The following is a 17,866-nucleotide window of genomic DNA, read 5'->3' as shown; positions in this document are numbered from 1 at the left end:
GACGTCAATCGTTGGCCTGGCGGTTTGGTTGCCCCGTGGCGAGCACATAAAAAAAGCCGGTGCCCATATCGGCACCGGCTCTTTCTTACACAACGATTAGCGCTTCATTTCCAACGCCCAACGCATGGCATGCTTCAACGCAACGCCTTCACCGCATCGGCTGTCACATCGGCGGGTTGGCCGCCGTACGTCGCGCGCAGATAGTTAGCAAGCTGCGCGAGTTCCGTGTCGCTGAGTTGCGTGGCGAAGCCCGGCATCTCCTGCATCCGCTCGAGGCCCGGAAAATCCTGCGCACCGATGCCGTCGAGCATCGCCACGATCAGGTTGTGCGCATCGCTTTGACGCACTGTCGAGTTGCCGTGCATCGGCACCGCAACGTGAGGCTTGCCCTCGCCGCTCAGCCCGTGACAGCCCGCACACACCGCGAGATACACATTGCGCCCCGCCTCGAGTTGCGCGGCATCGGCGGAGACCGATTGCAATGGTTGCGGCGCCGGCGCCTGATCGCCGAGCAGATAGGTCGACATCGCGCGCAGATCGTCATGCGTCATGTACTGACTGCTCAGATGCACGACCGGATACATCTCGCCGAAAGCCGAGCCTTGCGGCGCAATGCCTGTGGCGAAGAATGTCTGCAGGTCCGCGGCGGTCCAGCCGCGTGCTGCCAAACCATGCGGCGTGATGTCCGGTGCGGCGATCCTGCCGAGCGCCGCGCCCGTCAGCGATTTGGCGCCGTCGAGTTGGCCGAACTTGCCGCGCGGCGTATGACATTCGGCGCAATGGCCGAGTGCGCTCGCCAGATAGCGTCCGCGATTCCAATCTGCGGACTGCCCTTTCGACGCATCCGGCAACGTGTCCTTCAGGAACACCCAGTTCCAGAAGCGCACGCCAAAGCGCATGTTGAACGGGAACGATAACTCAGGCTCGTGGTTCGCCACGGCCGCCGGCTTCTGCGCCATCAGGTATGCGTAGATCGCATCGCTATCCGCGCGCGACAACTGGCGGTAGGACGTGTACGGCATGGCCGGATACAACTGCTTCGTCGGTGTGACGCCGTCGTGCAGCGCCTTGTAGAGATCGTCCGCACTCCAGTTGCCGATGCCGTGGTCCTTGTCCGGCGTGATGTTGGTGCCATAGAAGGTGCCGAACGGCGAGGCCAGCTTCACGCCGCCGGCGAACGGCGCGCCATCCGACGTGGTGTGGCAGGCCGCGCAATCGGCGGCTTTCACGAGGTAACGGCCGCGTGCGAGCGGATCGGCGGCGGTGGATTGCGGACCCATTGCGGCAGCGGCCCGCATCGCTGCGGCGGAGTCGTCCTGTTTGCCGCAAGCGCTTAGCAAAGCGGCCGTGCCGAGCAGCAGCAACGCGCGACGCACATTCATCGAGGGAGTCATCATGCCGCGTCCTTTACGAGGCCAGGCGTGGTCATCACAACCTCCTTCACGGCTTCGTAGTAGCGCACGTAGCCCGTGCAGCGGCAGATATGGTCGTTCAGCGCCTCGGTGATGGTTTGCTCGACCTTGTCCTTGGCAATTGGCTGACGCTTCAGACGTTCGATCAGCACGGTCGCCGCATTGACGAAACCGGGCGTACAGTAACCGCACTGAAAACTGAAGTGTTCGAGAAACTTCTGCTGGATCGGCGACAGTTCGACGACCTCGCCTGCTTCGTTGCGCTTCGCGTGGCCTTCGATCGTGCGAATGGTTTTGCCGTGGAAAAAATTCGCGCCCGTGATGCAGGTACGCACTTCTTCGCTGGTGCCGTCCGGCTTGTCGACGATCACGACGCACGCGTGGCAGATGCCCTGGCCGCAGCCGAGTCGCGAGCCGGTCAGGTGCAGATACTCGTGCAGGAAGTCGATCATCATCAGACCGGCCGGCACGTCGGTCGGGCCGACGATTTCGCCGTTCACCTTGACCGATACCGGCAGCGTGCGGAAGTGCGTCAACGGACGCTCGACTACGGTTGCGGCTGGCGCGCTGGCGGCAACGCCCGTGGCACCAGAAGCAGCGCTCGCGGGACCGGAGGCCGAAGTAGCTGCGATGGAAGCAGAAGCGTCAGAAACGGTGCTCGAGGCAACAACGGCGCTCGCAGCACTAGGGGAAGTTTGAGTGGGGGCCGTCATGCGAGCACCTCCTGAATACGTTGCGGGGTGACCGGCAGGTCGGTAAAGCGATGTCCGATCGCGTGCGCGATACCGTTCACGATGGCGCCGACCACCGGAATCATCACCACTTCGGCGATGCCCTTCGGCGGATCGGTCTCGGTGAGCGGAGGCAGCACTTCGCCGGTCTGGGTCCAGACGGCGACATCAGTCGCGCGCGGCAAGTGATAGCGATTGAAGTTCCACGTGCCGTTGCCAGGACCGTCTTCATAGAGCGGCAGATATTCGTGCAATGCGTGGCCGATGCCCATCGCAAGGCCGCCTTGCAGCTGGCCCGACACAAGTTGCGGCGAGAGTTGATTGCCGCACTCCATGATCGAGTGATGGGCGAGCAGGTCCACCTTGCCGCTCGCTTCATGCACCGACAACTCGACCAGCGTGCCGACCGCGCTGTAATACGTCACGGCCGCGTTGTTGCGCTGAACCGGCGGAATGAATACGCGCTGACGATCGAGCACGCGGTAATGGTTCGGCGTGGTTTGCAGTTTCCTTTTATCGGCCGAAGCGTTGTCGCCATATCTCAGCGCAAGCCCATCGAGCGGCAGGCGCTCGACATTGCCGTCGATCTCGAAGTCCGACTCGGTCCATTGCCAGCGATTGAATACGTGCACCGTCGCGCCGGTGACCAGACCCAACTCGTGCGCCTTCTTCGCGAGCTGTTCGAACGGCAACGCTTCGAGCCCCGCCGCGGACAGCTTGCCGTCGACCCAACGCGCGTCCTCCATGCGTACCACCAGCGGCGCGGCTTGACCACCGCCGCCACCCTGGCTCCAGATCGCCATCGCCGCCGGCCACAAACCGTGCGCGAAAACGACGCGTGCCGCTTCGCGCGTGCTGTGCGTGAAATAAAACGCCGAATTCGTCGCACTCGACGGCGACGCATAACCGGGCGACCAGCGCGGATTCGCGGCCAGCTTGTCCTGGTCAGCTTGCGACATCATGTACGGATCGCCGCTCGTGACGACCGGCAGATCGGGCCAATCGGTGATCGCGACATGCACGTCGGTGGCCGGCTTGCCGAGCCACTTCGCGACCGCGATCGCCTGCGAGGTCGACATGCCGGTACCGATTTCGGCTGCCGTGTGTTGCAAACCGATCTTGCCGTCGGCGCTGAACTCGACCTTGGCGAACGAGGTTTCCGCGCCCGTGCCGAAGTCCTTTTGCACACACGCAAAACCGACGCCATACCGCTTGCCCGGATGCGCGGCTTCGAACTCGGCCTTACGCTTTGCGCGATTCACCCACAGCGGATGAACCTTCGCCTTCTGCAACACGTCGTCGACGCGAATCGCGCCCGCGGGCACCGCGCCCTGGGTGTTCTTCATGCCCGAACGCAGTGCGTTTTTCAGGCGAAAGTCGATCGGATCGAGTTTCAGTTGCGCGGCGATTTCGTCGACCATCATTTCGGTCGCAGCCATGCTTTGCAGCGTGCCGTAACCGCGCGCCGAACCAGCGTCGATCGCGCGCGAAGCAATCGCCACCGCCGAGAGATCGTTCTTCGGGAAGTAATAGATCGATTGCGCAGCCGTCGCGCCGACCATCGCCACCGACGGCGAGAAGTTGCACCGCCCGCCGCCGTCCGCTTCCATCGCGGCCTTGAACGACTGCATCAGACCTGTGTTCTTATCGACGGCGATCCGGTAGTTCATCTTGAACGCATGGCGTTTCAACGACGTCTGGAACTGCTCGTAGCGATCGTTCGCAAGACGCACCGGGCGGCCGTCCGCATACATCGCGCAGACGAGGCCGTAAAACGGCACGTTGAAGTGATCCTTCGAACCGTAGCCCACCGTGTAGCACGGGTGAATGAACAGGTTCTTCACCGGAAACGCGCACTTCGCGACCATGCCGGCCGCGCTGTCGGCAACTTCGGACGGCGCCTGGGTCGGCACGACCATGTGCAGCGATTGCGTCGCCGCGTCGTACCAGCAGTTCGCGTTGTCGGGTTCGAGCGCGGCCGTGTCGATCGACTGCGTGTTGTACTCGCGCTCCATGACGAGCCAGTCCGCCGACGGATGATCCAGTTCCTGCTGGATTTGACCGGCGTGGAACATGCCCTGCTCGTCGAGCTTGCCGTGTTCGACGCCGTCCGGCCACACCGGCTGGTGCTTGCGCATCATGCTCGGGAACACCGGCGCGTCTTTCAGACTGGAGAAGATATCGTCGTCATACGGCGTCTTGCCGCCGACGCGCACGAAGCGGAACGTGCCCCACGGATCGCGCTCGAGCGGCCCGGTTTGCGCACCGTAACGGATGATCTGATCCTGGAACTTGAGCTTGTCTTTTGCGAAGCGGAAGCGCGCGAAGTCGTGATAGATCAGGATCGCGACCGCCTGGCCGAGATACGCGGGCGTCTTGCCCGGCGGCAGCAACATGTCGTCGCCGTAGAAGGCCGGGAAGATCAGGCCGTCGCGCACCAGATCGGCCGCCGTCACCACGCGGTCGGGTTTCAGATCGTCGCCGAGCAGCGACAGGTCAAAGCCTTCATAGCTGCGGTCGGCTTGCGTGGTGCGCAGGATGAAGGCGTGCGATTGCTGCTGCGGCCAGTGCGGCATGTCGGCGGCGCGGATGTCGCGCGCGAACACTTTCGAGCCCGTCACTTTGGCGATACCGTCGATGCGGAATTTCGCCTGCCCATTGGCGGCGTCCCACTGAACCGGCGTCAGAATTTTGTCTTCGAACAACGCAGCAAATGCGCGGCTGCCCATCGGCGCGATATACACCGACACACCCGCCAACACGCTGGCCTTCAGAAAACTACGACGCGAAAGGTCGAGTTTCCCCATGGACTTCTCCTTTAGTGAACACAGCGGCAACTCGTGAGCAGGACGATCGTGGAAAACGTCAGGTCTCGCGCGAGACCACACGCTTGCTCGCGCGTGGCGAACCTGCGCTGGACGGCGATAACCACGAGGGAGGTGTTCGAACCGCGGGCGCTTGCTTGAGCCCGGGCGTACCGGCGACGTGCAGTAGCCATCACTTCGGCTGCCGCAGTCGATCTGATTGACCTTGAACTACCGTGAGTTGCCTTTTCCCTGCCCTACAGAGGGCCAAGGGCCGGGATTATCTCGCTGTTTAGACGCACGGTGCGTCATTTTTTGTCAGCTATCTCGCAAATAACGGATTGGGTATGAATCGTTATAACAGTGGGTTTATTGCACTTTCTGTTATCTGTCGCTGATCAACGATGGCCGCTATTTTGTCGCGAGCGTACTTACTAAAGCGTACTTAACTAAGCACGCAGAATCGTGATCCCCAATGCTTCGAACGGCGTGGTCAGCACCTCCGGTGTGTTCCGCTCGACGACGATCGTGCTGGCCGCCGACACGTCCGCGATCTTGTACGCCGACGCCGCATTGAGTTTTTCCGCCGACGCCAGCACCACGGTTTCCGCCGCATGTTCCGCGAGCGCGCGCTTCACGTAGGCCTCCTCCATATCGCCGGTGCTCAGGCCCGCTTGCGGATGCACGCCCGTGACGCCCATGAAGTAGAAGTCAGCGCGAATGTGGCTGAGCGATTCGATAGCTGCCGCGCCCACGTTGACCATTGAATGCCGGAACAGACGCCCGCCGATCATGATCACCTCAAGCTCGGCGTGCTCAGCCAGTTCGACGGCGATGCTCGGGCTGTGCGTGACGATCGTCGCCCGCAAGTCGCGCGGCAAGTGACGCGCCAGTTGCACGGCCGTCGTGCCGCCGTCGATGAACGCAATCTGCCCACGCGCGATCATGCCCGCCGCCGCCCGGCCGATCGCCGCTTTCGACGCCGATTCAATGCGCTCGCGCCCGGCAAAATCCACCGCTGCCGGCGACGCCGGCAAGGCACCGCCATGCACGCGCTGAAGCTGCCCCTCGGCGGCGAGCTCGCGCAGATCGCGGCGGATGGTGTCCTCCGAGACGTCGAACTCGACGCTCAAGGTCCTGGCGATCACCTGCCCGTCACGCTTGAGCGCGTCAAGGATCAACTGTTTTCTTTGCGATGTGAGCACGGTGGTCATCCCGGAAGCATTTTGACTAACTGCACGAAATTTCTTGTTTTTGCACGATATTGCACGATACCATAAATTGCATGCGGTGCAGACCGCGTTTCCCAATGGAACAGGATGCGAGCCATGAACGAAGTCGCCGGGCGGGTGCGGATCGTCGACGTGAAAGTGCTATCGGACGACTGGTACGTGCTGAAGAAAACCACCTTCGACTACCAACGCGCGGACGGCCGTTGGCAGCGCCAGAGCCGCGAAACCTACGATCGCGGCAACGGCGCGACGCTGTTGCTATACGACCCGCGCCGCCGCACGGTGGTGCTGACGCGGCAATTCCGACTACCGGCGTTCGTCAACGGTCATCACGGCATGCTGATCGAGGCGCCGGCGGGTCTGCTGGAAGCAGCCTCGCCCGAAGAACGGATTCGCGCCGAAGTCGAAGAGGAAACCGGCTACCGCGTGCATGAAGTGCGCAAGGTGTTCGAAGCCTTCATGAGCCCGGGTTCGGTGACAGAAAAGCTGCACTTTTTCGTCGCTGAATATGATGCGGTGGCGAAAGTCAGCGCGGGCGGCGGCATTGCCGACGAGGGCGAAGATATCGAGGTGCTGGAGCTACCGGTGAACGAAGCGCTGGCGATGGTCGAGCGCGGCGAGATCGTCGACGGGAAGACAATCATGTTGTTGCAGTACGCAAAGTTGAATCTGTTCTGCGCGTAAGCGTTGCCTCGCCACAAGCCGCGGCATTTCAGACTAATCCCACGCGACTTTGGGAAAAGGACGATATGTCGGCGAACGTCAAAAAAATATCCTTATGGGTCCTTTTAAAGCCTACCTGCCTCCCGGTCATTGCGAGGCAGGTCTTTGAACGGGCAAACCATTTCCGTCAGTATATTTTTTACTTCGTCAGCTTCATAAAGCCGGCGAATGATTTGAGGTTTAAGTGGATTCTCTTAATTCAGCGAACAGATTCATGGGTGGCTTCTTTTTCGGCGCCCTGATCGCTGCAGTCGTAATGGTATTGCTGTGCAATGCTGGTGATTTTTCGCCGTTTATCGCGAAACTGCATGCTTTGGAACAGGTCATCCTCACCGTGCTCATTTCGCTCGTTATCGTCGATGCAAAACCATTGGCTTATAAGACCGTCTGGCGTGAACGCCGCTGCAGTTTCGTACTCGATGAAGATCTAACCGCGACTATTCGCGGTAGAACGTTCGGCATTCCCGCCGGCGTGGCAGTCGGGATTCTGATTCAGAACTACGTGATGAATTGATCTCCCGTCGTACGGGAAGCGATATCCATCGCGCCAGGGCTCAGCAGTCATCATTCAGCCCACCACCGGCGAGCCCTGCCATCTCCTAGAACTTATGCCGTATCGCCGCGCGCACCACGACCTGCTTCGACGTCGATGACGGCGACTGCGTGCCGGGCGTGAAGGCGTCGTCCAGAATCGAATAGGTGGGGTCGCCGGCCACCTGCTGGTATTCGCCCTGAATGTACACATCGGTGCGTTTAGACAGGTTGTAGTCCGCCATCAGGCCGAACGAATGAATCTTCGGCTTCACGCCGCCGCTCGTGGCGTCGTAGGTTTCCATCGTGTAGACGTACTGCGCGCCGACGAACAGCACTGGCGAAATCTGATACTTGCCGTTCACCTCGAAGTTCTGATACTTCAGCGAGTTCAACAGCACACCCGGCGGCACGAGCGGCGTCACGCCGAGATAGCCGTTGCCGGTCGGATCCAGATAGTTCGAGTTGGTGTACACGAAGCCCGCCGTGGCCGGGCCGAAGGTATAAGTGATCCCGCCGCCGAACACGCGCATGCGGGCGGCGATGAAACTGGCGTCGTTCGCGGTGATCGCGCCGTTTGAGCCGTTGCCGGGATTGTCGGCCTGCAGATAGGCCGCGGCAACCAGCAGTCCGCCATAGGTGTACTGGCCGCCGAAACTGTAGGCGCGATTGTTGGCGAAGCCGGTGTCGTTGCTGAAGCTGTAGACGCCGCCGAACTGGAAGCCCGAGATCGACGGGCTGGTGTACTTGACGCTGTTGTCGAGACGGAACGAGTTATCGGTGTTGTCGTTATCGTACGGGTGCGAGAACAGGGAACCGGCCCAGTTGCCGTTGGCCGTGGTCTGTGCCAGATAGTCCACCACCGAGTCGTACTGGCGGCCGAACGTCAAGGTGCCGTATGGCTCCGAGCTCAGGCCGACGAACGCCTGGCGGCCGAACATCCGGCCGCCCTGGTTGAGCCGGCCGGAGCTGACGTCGAAGCCGTTTTCAAGCTGGAAGATCGCCTTCAGGCCGCCGCCCAGTTCCTCGGCGCCCTTCAAACCCCAGCGGCTGCCTTGCGCATAGCCGCTCGCGAGTTCATAGACATGGCCGCGGCCGACATTGTTGGTGTAGTTGATGCCTTCATCGAGCACGCCGTACAGCGTCACGCTCGTCTGGGCAAAAGCAGGCAGGGAGAAAATCGCTAACGAAGTGGCGGACAAAGCAGTGGAGACAGCCAGCGCGAACACTTGCTTGTTCATGAAGATCTCCCTGAGCTCGAGTAATGGGACAACTCGATCCGACCGCTTTCTTATTGACGCTTCTCGAGGCGTTTAGCGACCCCGACGCGCTTTGAAGAAATCCTCACACGCCGTTACGTCGCCGTCCATCAGGTGTCGCGCGCATATCTCAAAACGTTGCGAAATCTCCACTGCGTGGGGCAGCCCCTTTTTTCGCAACGCTTATTCAGGTAAACGGCGCCGCGCCGTCGGGACTTAAGCTGGGTGTCGCATTAGGCGCGTCGGCCTTGCGGGTTTCGCAGCAGTTTTGTCATGGAAGGAAATATAATCGAAAGCTTTTGCGGCGCTGCAGCGGAACTCTGCGCCCTCAAATGGGTCATTTTTACTGGCCTCTGCAGCCGCGCCTGGCATGGCCGGTTCAAGCGGCGACACGGATGACCGCCCCGCGGGTCGCGCATCCATCAGTCCGCCGCCCGCCGCAACACCTAATCCAATTTCAAAAGCTTTGTGAGACGCCTGCTGCGCTGAACTAGCGCGCCGTCGCACGGGGCTGCTTTTGGCACTACACAATGCAAAAGTCGCAATCCCGCTTGATCGAGCTCGATTTTTTCCGCGGGCTGGTCCTCCTGATCATCGTCGTCGATCACATCGGCGGCAGCATTCTGTCGCGCGTTACGCTGCACGCCTATGCGCTGTGCGATGCGGCCGAAGTCTTCGTGTTCCTCGGAGGCTTCGCCACGGCGACGGCCTACGCGGCACTCGCCGAACGGCGTAACGAGGCGACGGCGCGCAGCCGCTTCCTGCGGCGCTCGCTCGAAATCTATCGCGCCTTCCTCATCACGGCCGGCTTGATGCTGCTGGTCAGCGCGGTGCTGACCGCGTTCAGTATCGACGGCCCGAATCTCGCCACCACGGATCTCGACGATCTGATGGATACCCCCGTGGCCGCCCTGCGCGACATCTTGCTGTTCCGCCGTCAGCCCTATCTCGCTTCCGTGCTGCCGATGTACGCGTTCTTCGCGCTGCTGGTGCCGATGATCCTGCCGCTCGCGCGCAGCAAGTCATGGCTGCTGCTGGCCGGCAGCGTTGCGCTGTGGGCAGGCGCACCGGCGATCGACGCCTACCTGCCCGCCGCGCCGGACATGCACTGGGACTTCAACCCGTTTGCCTGGCAGTTGCTGTTCGTGCTCGGCGTGCTGGCACGTTGCCAGCCGGTTTATCACCGGATCAGCGCGCACCGGCTCGGCTGGCTGGTGAGCGTGCTCGCGTTCGCCGTGGTCGCCGCCGCGGCCTACTACAAACTCTTTATCGAACGCGAGCCGCTTGACGCCAGCTTCAAGCAAAATCTCTCCTATCTGCGCGCGATCAATTTTCTGGCGATTGCCTGGCTCGTCGCCAACCTGATCCAGCTCGGCTGGGCAAGGAAGCTCGCTCAATGGATGCCGTGGGTCGGCATGATCGGGCGTAAAGGGTTGCTGTGCTTTATCGCGGGCGCCGTGATTTCGCTGGTCGTCGATTCGGTGCTGTATGCGGCGACTGACGGCTATCTGAACTATCCCCTCGGGCTGATAGCGGATGCATGTGCAGTCGGTGCGCTGTTCGCCGTTGCGAGAGCATCTGAGCCGCTCAAGCGCTTCGCGACGCACCTCTGGAGCTTGCGTCTCAGAACGTCGCCCTGAGTAAGCGGCGTGCGCATGCGCGCGCGAGCTTTTGCTGTGTTGCCGCCTGCCAATTTTTCACTGCCGATCCTGATAGCATGACGGCCGCGCGCGACCTGCGCGGCGGCCTCTTACTCTGACATGCGTCTATTCCTACATTCCGCGCTCCTGGCGCTATGCACCACTGTCGGCGCGTCGGCGAGCGCCAGCACCGTCATCAGCCGAAGCTTCCATTCCGAAGCGCTCGGCCGCGACTGGGCGTACACGATCTATCTGCCCACCGGCTATCGTCACGACGCCGCACGCATTCCCGTGCTCTACCTCCTGCACGGCAACAATGGCGACGCCAACGACTGGCTCACGCAAGGCCACCTGCAAACCACCGCCGACGCACTAATCGAGCACAAGGAGATGCCGCCGGTCGCAATCGTGATGCCGCAGGGCGGCACGGACTGGTACGTTGATCGCAAGGAGAAGATGGAGACGGCGTTCTTCGGCGATCTGCTGCCTGAGATCGAAACGCGCTACGCGGTCGCGACGCAGCGTAGCGGGCGGATGATCGGCGGCGTTTCAATGGGCGGTTTCGGCGCGTTGCGCTACGCCATGACCCAACCCGAGCACTTTTGCGGTGCGCTCCTGCTAAGCCCCGCGATCTACGCAAACGAGCCGCCGCTTGCTTCGGCGGCGCGCCGCGTTGGCGTGTTCGGCGACCGGCAGTTCGATCCGCACGTCTGGCATGCGCTCAACTATCCGGCGCAATGGGAACGCTACATGAGCCAACCGTATCGCCTGCCGATGTTCATCGCCGCCGGCGACGACGACCTGGCGATCCAGGCCGATGCGTCATCGCTTTACACGCATCTTCGGCTGGCGGGGAATCCGGCGGCGCTGCGCATCATCGACGGCGGCCACACCTGGGATGTCTGGAGCGCACTACTGCCTGCCGCGCTGAAATACACGCTGGGCTGCGTCAAACAGTCGGCGCGCGATCAGGACAAGTAATCAGGAAAAATAAGCCGGCAAATCAGCAATCCTGATTGCGCCGGCAATGTGCGTGCAACAAGTGCGTGCAACTATTGCACGAGGTCGGTCCACAGCACCACCAGAACGGTCATAAGCGCGGGCCCGATGAAAAGACCCAGCAAACCGAACGTCTCCGCCCCGCCGAGAATGCCGAATAGCACGAGCAGGAACGGCAATCGCGTCGAGTTGCCGATCAGCACCGGCCGCACGAAGTGTTCGGCGACGAACACCACAACCGAGCCGAACACCGCAAGCCCGATGGCCCCGGCCACCGAGCCTTGCGAGAACAGCCACAGGGCCGCGAGGCCGAACGTGAGCGGCGCGCAAAACGGCAGCATCGCGGCAATCGCCGTGACGAGCGCGAGCAGCGCGACGTGCGGTAAGCCGGTCACGAAATAGGCGACGCCCATCAGCACGCCCTCGCCGAGCCCGACCACCACCAGCCCCGACACCGTGCCGCGTACTGCCGCGGCCATGCGCGCGAGCAACTGCGCGCCGTCCTCGCCGAAGCCGCGCCGCACGCCCTTCATCAGCGAGCCGGACAGACGCGGCCCCGCCTGAAAGATCACGAACAGCGTGACCAGCATGAACGCGAACACCATCACGCCGTGCGCCGCGCGCGCACCGAAGTGGCGGCCTAGCGTCATCACCGTGGTGCTGTGCAGCCCCTTCATTGCCGCCGAATCGCGCAGCGGCTGGGCGAGATTGGCCTGCCACCAGGCTGAGATCTGTTGCACGCCGTACGGCAAGCGTTGGATGACGTCCGGCATCGGAATACCGTTTTCCTGCGCGGCCTTGAACCACTCATTCATGTCATGGGCTTCGCGCAGCGCCTGGGCAATGCCGATACCCACCGGCAGGACCACTAGCAATGCGATCGCAAGGGTTAGCGCCGCGGCGATCAGCGTCGTGCGGCCGGCAAGCCAGCGGCAGCCTTCCGCCTTTTGCAAAAGCGGCCATAGCGCGATCGCAATGACGCCCGCCCAGGCCGCCACCGCGATGAAATCGCGCACGACCCACAGCGCCAGCAACACGAGTGCGATATACAGGACGAGTGAAGCCGCTTTCTGCTTTTTCAGGCAATCAGGCGGTGTCGGCGATTCGGGTGGCGCTACGGGGGGGCGTGAAATCATGTGGGCTCTTGAGTTCTTGTGGATATGCGCGCGTGCCGACCAGAAAAATCCAAACCCGCTACACTTGCGTCGCACGGTTGCTCATCAATAACCACATCTTAAAGGAAGCACCGGCGCCCTTCGCAGGCCGCATGCTCGTCGCACTGCGTACAACACTGCGTTGCAAAAATCCACGCTATCGCAAATTCACCGCGCATATCGCCCGCAAAGCCCCGCCGTTTTGGGTAAGCGCGAATGTCAAGTTTCATTGTTGCTATTTGGGGAACAGTGTTTCAACCGCGGCACAATGGCTATCCGCCGCGCGCGGGACTACATTCGGCACACCACAATACGGAGCCGACGATGATGACCTTAGAGTCCATCCCCCTTGACGGAACCAATGGCGTACGCATCGAAATTCTCGAGCGCTCCGACACCACGCTGGTGATCCGCTGGGTCGAACCGGGGCGCTGTCATTACGGCGAGCAGCGTTGGCGGCGGCGCTCGGCGCATACGTCGGGAACGTGCGCGGTGACACGCCGCAAGATTCGCCGCGGCGACGCGGTGTTCAAACCGGCTGAACGGCCGGCGCCTTCGAATGCTTCTGCAATGATTTGTGCTGAAGTGTTGGGCGAACTGGTTGAAGCCTGACGTTTTTCTGCCTTTGCCTCGACGACATGTGGCTGCCGTGAGCTTACGGCCGCTGCCGTCGTAGGCCCCCTTCGAAATTTACTGGCGCAGGCTCACCGTCGCGCTATCTGCTTTTTCAGCCGCTCTCCAACACGCCCGGCGCCGCTCGTCAACTCACTGCCTGTATGTCATAACGCTGCTGCGAAAGGCCGCTGGCATTGGCCGGCAGCCACTCTGCAGTCCCGCCCCCAAAAGCCCGATTGCGGCCCCGGGCCACGTGCGTTAAGGTGACCCTCGATGCGCCAGGCCACCACGCCTGTCAGACGCGCAGCGTTAAATGAATGCCCCGCATCCCATTCGAACGCGCCGCAGCCGTCTCGCGGCAAACGAGAGGCGACACCATGGCAGAAGACACGCACGAACCCCGCGCCGCAGCGGTTTCTCCCGCCCCGCTAGTTGCACCGCAACAATTCTCTCTGGACGTCCTGCTCGAGAAATACGCCAAAGGCGACGAGCAGTCGGCCGACGACGTATTCAAACGCGTCGCCCGCGGCGTCGCTCAGGCGGAACCGGAAGCCCTGCGCGAGTCGGTGGAAGCGCTCTTTGCCGACAATCTGCGGCACGGCGCGCTCGGCGCCGGGCGCATCATGAGCGCGGCGGGCACGGGCATCGCCGCCACGCTCATCAACTGCTTCGTGCAACCGGTCGGCGACGCGATTCAGGGGGTCGACGAACAGGGCCTGCCCGGCATCTACGTGGCGCTGCTGCAAGCCGCCGAGACGATGCGCCGCGGCGGCGGGGTTGGCTACAACTTCTCCGCGATCCGGCCCAAGGGCGCCCGCGTTCATACCACCAGTTCGTCGGCGTCCGGACCGTGCAGTTATATGGACGTGTTCGACGCCTCGTGCCGGACCGTGGAAAGCGCCGGCTCGCGGCGCGGTGCGCAAATGGCCGTGCTCGACTGCAATCACCCCGATCTGATCGAGTTCATCGAGGCGAAGCATTCGAAAGGCCGCTGGAACAACTTCAACGTGTCGGTGGGCGTCACCGACGAATTCATGCGCGCTGTCGAAGAAGATCAGCCCTGGCCCCTCGTGCACCGTGCCGAGCCTTCGCCTGCGCTGCGCGCGGCCGGCGATGTACGGCAACGCGAGGACGGCCTGTGGGTCTATAGCGAAAAGCCGGCACGCGAGATCTGGGACCGCGTCATGCGCTCCACGTACGATGTCGCCGAGCCCGGCATCGTGTTCATCTCGCGCATGAACGAGGACAACAATCTACGGGCCGTCGAAACCATCCGCGCCACCAATCCGTGCGGTGAACAACCGCTGCCGGCCTACGGTTGCTGCAACCTCGGACCGTTGAACCTCACGCGTTTCGTGGTCGATCCGTTCGCGCAAATGAAAGGCCGCAAGCCTTCGTTCGACTGGGACGGGCTCGCCAAGCGCACCCGCATCCAGGTGCGCTTTCTCGACGACGTGCTCGACGTCACGCTATGGCCGCTGCAACAGCAATATGACGAGTCGCGTGCCAAACGGCGCATCGGCGTGGGCTTCACCGGCTTGGGCGATACGCTGGTGATGCTCGGCCTGCGCTACAACTCGCAGGAAGGCCGCGACTTCGCGGTGCGCATCGCCCAGTTGATGCGCGACGAGGCCTATCGGGCGTCGGTGGAACTGGCGCGCGAACGTGGCGCGTTCGAGTTGTTCGACGCCGCACGCTATCTGGAAGCAGGCACCTTCGCCTCGCGCCTACCCGATGACATCAAGGACGCGATACGCCAGGACGGCATCCGTAACAGCCATTTGCTATCGATCGCGCCGACGGGCACCGTCAGTCTCGCATTCGCGGACAACGCCTCGAACGGCATCGAGCCGGCCTTCTCGTGGACCTACACGCGCATGAAGGTGATGGCCGACGGGGGCCGCGAGTCGTTCGATGTCGAAGACTACGCATATCGCCTTTATCGCGAGCTCGGCGGCGACGTGAAAAGCCTGCCGGACTACTTCGTCAGCGCACTCGAAATGTCGGCGCGCGACCACCTCGACATGATGGCCGCGGTGCAGCCGTACGTGGACACGTCAATCTCAAAGACGGTGAACGTGCCGGCGGATTATCCGTTCGAAGCGTTCGAAAGCCTCTACTTCGACGCGTGGAAAAACGGCCTCAAAGGCCTCGCCACCTACCGCCCGAATGAAACGCTCGGCGCGGTGCTGAGCGTCAGCCCCCCGCCGCAAGCAGACGATACGCTGACCGAAACCGATCAGGATCCGCTGCGGATCGCGATCGATCACCGGCCCAAGGGTGAATTGCCGGCGATCATCGAAAAGGTCGAGTACCTCACGCAAGCCGGCAAGAAGTCGCTTTACGTCGCGGTGTCGTTCATCGAAGTGACAGGACGGCTGGGCGGTGAAGAAGTCACGATCGAACGCCCCATCGAGTTCTTCATTCCGACCGGGCAGCGCGACGAATCGCAGCAATGGATCACGGCGACGATGCGTTCGCTGTCGCTCGCGGCACGCGGCGGTTTTGTCGCGCGCAACCTGCAGGATATGCGCAAGGTGTCATGGGATCGTGGGCAGGTGCGGCTCGGCGAGGTGCAACGTCTCGACGGTCACCGCACGCCGCGCTGGCATGACTCCGAAGTGGCGGCGCTCGCCTTTGCGATCCAGCAGATTCTGCATCGTCGCGGCTTTCTCGATGCCGAAGGCAATCAGGTGCCGTCGCGGATGCTGGCGCGTTTGCCGCGCGGGCAGATGAAGGCCGAGACTGCGTTACCGGCGGATTTCGGCATCCGTCCGCCGCCTGGCGAGGCTAACGAAGCCGCCTTGCTGCAACCCGGCGGTATGCAAGGCTTGCATACCATGCTCGGCCGCAAATGCGGCTCGTGTGGAGCGAATGCGGTGATTCGCAAGGATGGCTGCGACTTCTGTACCGCGTGTGGTGAAGTCGGCGCGTGCGGGTAAGTGACAGCTAGCCGCAACGCAGACGCGGCCGCCGATATCGGACGGCCGCGGCAACCCACGCGTCAACCGACTCGCGCGTAATACAGATTCTGCGGATGCTTCGCTTCGGCGAAGAAGAACCAGCGTTCCGCCACGAGGCCGGCGTATTGCACCAGGCATGCGGCGGCCAGCAAGCCGAGTGAGACACCGATCGAATGCAGGCCCGCGCCCAGCGCCATCAGCACAACTGGCACGGCAAACGCGGCCGCGAGGAACCCCCACTTGACGCCGCGCAGCGTCCCCGCCGATTTGCCGTGAAAGAACTCACGCAGATTGAACGCGCCGGCGGTGAAGCCGCGCGAGATCTGCACGAGCTTCGGATTCTGGATGCCCGTCGCGCTTTGCACGGTGGACTTCGGCCGTAAGCGTGCGTTGCGCACGAGCGATGCCGAGCGGCTCGCGCAGCCCGCGAGCGTCAACACGCAGGCACAGACCGCGAGCCCCACTGTCAGCGCGGGCGCGAACCACGCGGTCAGCGCCGTCGCCAGTGTGAAGCCGGACGCGCAGCCGAGCAGCACGAAGTTGACCAGCGTAAGCGGCGTGGCCCATTCCTGCAGGAAGCGCAGGCATGCGTAGATCATCGCCGAGCAGACGAACAGCGCCGCGCTCGCCAGCACGCCGAGCCAGCCTATCGCCAGCGACCACGGCGAGCCGAACCCGTGCGCAACGCCGTAGAAAAACGCGCAGGCGAGAAACGCCGGCAGGCACAGACATTCACGCGACAACCACGACGTCCGCCACATTGCGACCGCGCGCCATGCGCGCTCCGGATGCCCGAGATGGAAGAACGAGGCGATCAGCCCAAGGCCACCCAACACGACAGACACGCCCGCGCCAGTGACATAGAACGCATCCGCGGGCGCCGTGACGAGTCCCAGATGCGCGGCCGTCTCCACGCCGACGAGCGCGATCAGCAGGCCCTGCGCCGCGCCGCTCAATGTAGTGAGAAAAACCACTGAAAAAGCCGGATTCATCGCGAGGTCCTTTAGATACGCGTCGCCATTGACGCAAGATGCAGTTGACCGTGTTCGAGTTGTGCATCAAGTGAGTCGAGCGATTCGGGCGTCTCAAGCGCCGTGCCCGCGCCCTTGCACGAGCATGCATCGCTGCCGCAACCCGATGCCGACGTCGTAATGCGCGGCAAATAGTGATTCGCCGGCTTGGTGTTCCACTCAGGCATCAACTGATACCCACCCCGTTCCTCAATTGCCTTCGACACCACCGACTCCGGATCGTGAATATCGCCGAACAGTCGCGCTGAAGTCGGGCACGCGAGCACGCACGCGGGTTGCCGGTCGCGCTCGGAGAGGTTTTCATCGTGAATGCGATCGACGCATAGCGTGCACTTGGTCATCTCCTTGCGCGCTTCGTCGAGTTCGCGCGCACCGTATGGACAGGCCCACGCGCAGTATTTACAGCCGATGCACTTGTCGAAATCGACCAGCACGAGACCGTCTTCCTTGCGCTTGTAGCTGGCGCCGGTCGGACACACCGGCACGCACGGCGGGTCCTCGCAGTGCAGGCACGACTTCGGGAAGTGGATCGTGTCGGCGTTCGGGTAGCTGCCGGCCTCGAAGCTCTGCACGCGATTGAAGAAGGTGCCGGAGGGATCGGCGTCGTACGGATTGAGATCGGCGAGACTGCCCGACTCACCCGACGTATTCCACTCCTTGCAACTCGTCACGCAAGCCTGGCATCCCACGCACACGTTCAGGTCGATCACTAACGCCATCTGAGTCATCAAAGGCTCCTTGCTGCTTTACTGCGTTATTCGCGCGCTGCCCG

Annotated in this window: 14 protein-coding genes; 6 read left to right on the top strand and 8 right to left on the bottom strand. The window is 62.5% G+C overall.

Annotated features, from left to right (window positions below):
• Window positions 1-134: 134 nt before the first annotated feature.
• The 4 genes from BM438_RS23435 to BM438_RS23420 form a co-directional block, all read right to left on the bottom strand.
• Window positions 135-1,397, bottom strand: a complete 1,263-nt coding sequence (locus BM438_RS23435) for a c-type cytochrome (protein WP_093638569.1) — start codon at window positions 1,395-1,397, stop codon at window positions 135-137.
• Window positions 1,394-2,125 carry a (2Fe-2S)-binding protein gene (locus BM438_RS23430; protein WP_093638565.1) on the bottom strand — a complete coding sequence of 244 codons (732 nt, stop codon included), beginning with the start codon at window positions 2,123-2,125 and terminating at the stop codon, window positions 1,394-1,396. Before BM438_RS23430 ends, BM438_RS23435 begins: the two co-directional genes overlap by 4 nt.
• Complete coding sequence (locus BM438_RS23425) at window positions 2,122-4,950, bottom strand: xanthine dehydrogenase family protein molybdopterin-binding subunit (protein ID WP_093638561.1); 2,829 nt, start codon at window positions 4,948-4,950, stop codon at window positions 2,122-2,124. The genes BM438_RS23430 and BM438_RS23425 overlap by 4 nt, the downstream gene beginning before the upstream one ends.
• 446 nt (window positions 4,951-5,396) lie before the next feature.
• Window positions 5,397-6,152 carry a DeoR/GlpR family DNA-binding transcription regulator gene (locus tag BM438_RS23420; RefSeq protein WP_093638836.1) on the bottom strand — a complete coding sequence of 252 codons (756 nt, stop codon included), beginning with the start codon at window positions 6,150-6,152 and terminating at the stop codon, window positions 5,397-5,399.
• 123 nt (window positions 6,153-6,275) lie between these two features.
• On the opposite strand from BM438_RS23420, the gene BM438_RS23415 reads away from it, so the two are divergent.
• On the top strand, window positions 6,276-6,863 hold the full coding sequence (locus tag BM438_RS23415) for an NUDIX domain-containing protein (protein ID WP_093638558.1): 588 nt from the start codon (window positions 6,276-6,278) through the stop codon (window positions 6,861-6,863).
• Window positions 6,864-7,116: 253 nt separating this feature from the next.
• Window positions 7,117-7,416, top strand: coding sequence for a hypothetical protein (locus BM438_RS23410; protein WP_234486661.1), 300 nt, complete (start codon window positions 7,117-7,119; stop codon window positions 7,414-7,416).
• 85 nt (window positions 7,417-7,501) lie between these two features.
• Here the strand turns inward: BM438_RS23410 and BM438_RS23405 are convergent, their stop codons facing one another.
• Entirely contained in the window at window positions 7,502-8,674 is a 1,173-nt protein-coding gene (locus BM438_RS23405) for a porin (protein ID WP_093638550.1), read from the bottom strand.
• Window positions 8,675-9,222: 548 nt separating this feature from the next.
• Here BM438_RS23405 and BM438_RS23400 point away from each other — a divergent pair.
• On the top strand, window positions 9,223-10,332 hold the full coding sequence (locus tag BM438_RS23400; protein ID WP_093638546.1) for an OpgC domain-containing protein: 1,110 nt from the start codon (window positions 9,223-9,225) through the stop codon (window positions 10,330-10,332).
• 120 nt (window positions 10,333-10,452) lie between these two features.
• On the top strand, window positions 10,453-11,313 hold the full coding sequence (locus BM438_RS23395) for an alpha/beta hydrolase (protein ID WP_093638542.1): 861 nt from the start codon (window positions 10,453-10,455) through the stop codon (window positions 11,311-11,313).
• Window positions 11,314-11,384: 71 nt separating this feature from the next.
• Here BM438_RS23395 and BM438_RS23390 read toward each other — a convergent pair whose 3' ends face one another.
• Complete coding sequence (locus BM438_RS23390; protein WP_093638538.1) at window positions 11,385-12,467, bottom strand: AI-2E family transporter; 1,083 nt, start codon at window positions 12,465-12,467, stop codon at window positions 11,385-11,387.
• A gap of 345 nt (window positions 12,468-12,812) precedes the next feature.
• On the opposite strand from BM438_RS23390, the gene BM438_RS23385 reads away from it, so the two are divergent.
• Complete coding sequence (locus BM438_RS23385; RefSeq protein ID WP_028197253.1) at window positions 12,813-13,097, top strand: DUF3331 domain-containing protein; 285 nt, start codon at window positions 12,813-12,815, stop codon at window positions 13,095-13,097.
• Window positions 13,098-13,477: 380 nt separating this feature from the next.
• A complete protein-coding gene (locus BM438_RS23380) occupies window positions 13,478-16,042 on the top strand; it encodes an adenosylcobalamin-dependent ribonucleoside-diphosphate reductase (protein WP_093638533.1) in 2,565 nt (854 codons plus the stop codon).
• A gap of 62 nt (window positions 16,043-16,104) precedes the next feature.
• On the opposite strand, the gene BM438_RS23375 is transcribed toward BM438_RS23380, so the two are convergent.
• Together BM438_RS23375 and BM438_RS23370 are read right to left on the bottom strand one after the other, a co-directional pair.
• Window positions 16,105-17,055, bottom strand: a complete 951-nt coding sequence (locus BM438_RS23375; RefSeq protein ID WP_093638529.1) for a dimethyl sulfoxide reductase anchor subunit family protein — start codon at window positions 17,053-17,055, stop codon at window positions 16,105-16,107.
• Window positions 17,056-17,066: 11 nt separating this feature from the next.
• Window positions 17,067-17,822: a 4Fe-4S dicluster domain-containing protein gene (locus BM438_RS23370; RefSeq protein ID WP_093638525.1), complete on the bottom strand. Its 756-nt coding sequence runs from the start codon at window positions 17,820-17,822 to the stop codon at window positions 17,067-17,069.
• Between the last annotated feature and the right edge of the window lie 44 nt (window positions 17,823-17,866).

The organism is Paraburkholderia aspalathi, assembly GCF_900116445.1.
Classification (GTDB): Bacteria; Pseudomonadota; Gammaproteobacteria; order Burkholderiales; family Burkholderiaceae; genus Paraburkholderia; species Paraburkholderia aspalathi.
This window is presented reverse-complemented; position numbering and strand designations above follow the sequence as displayed.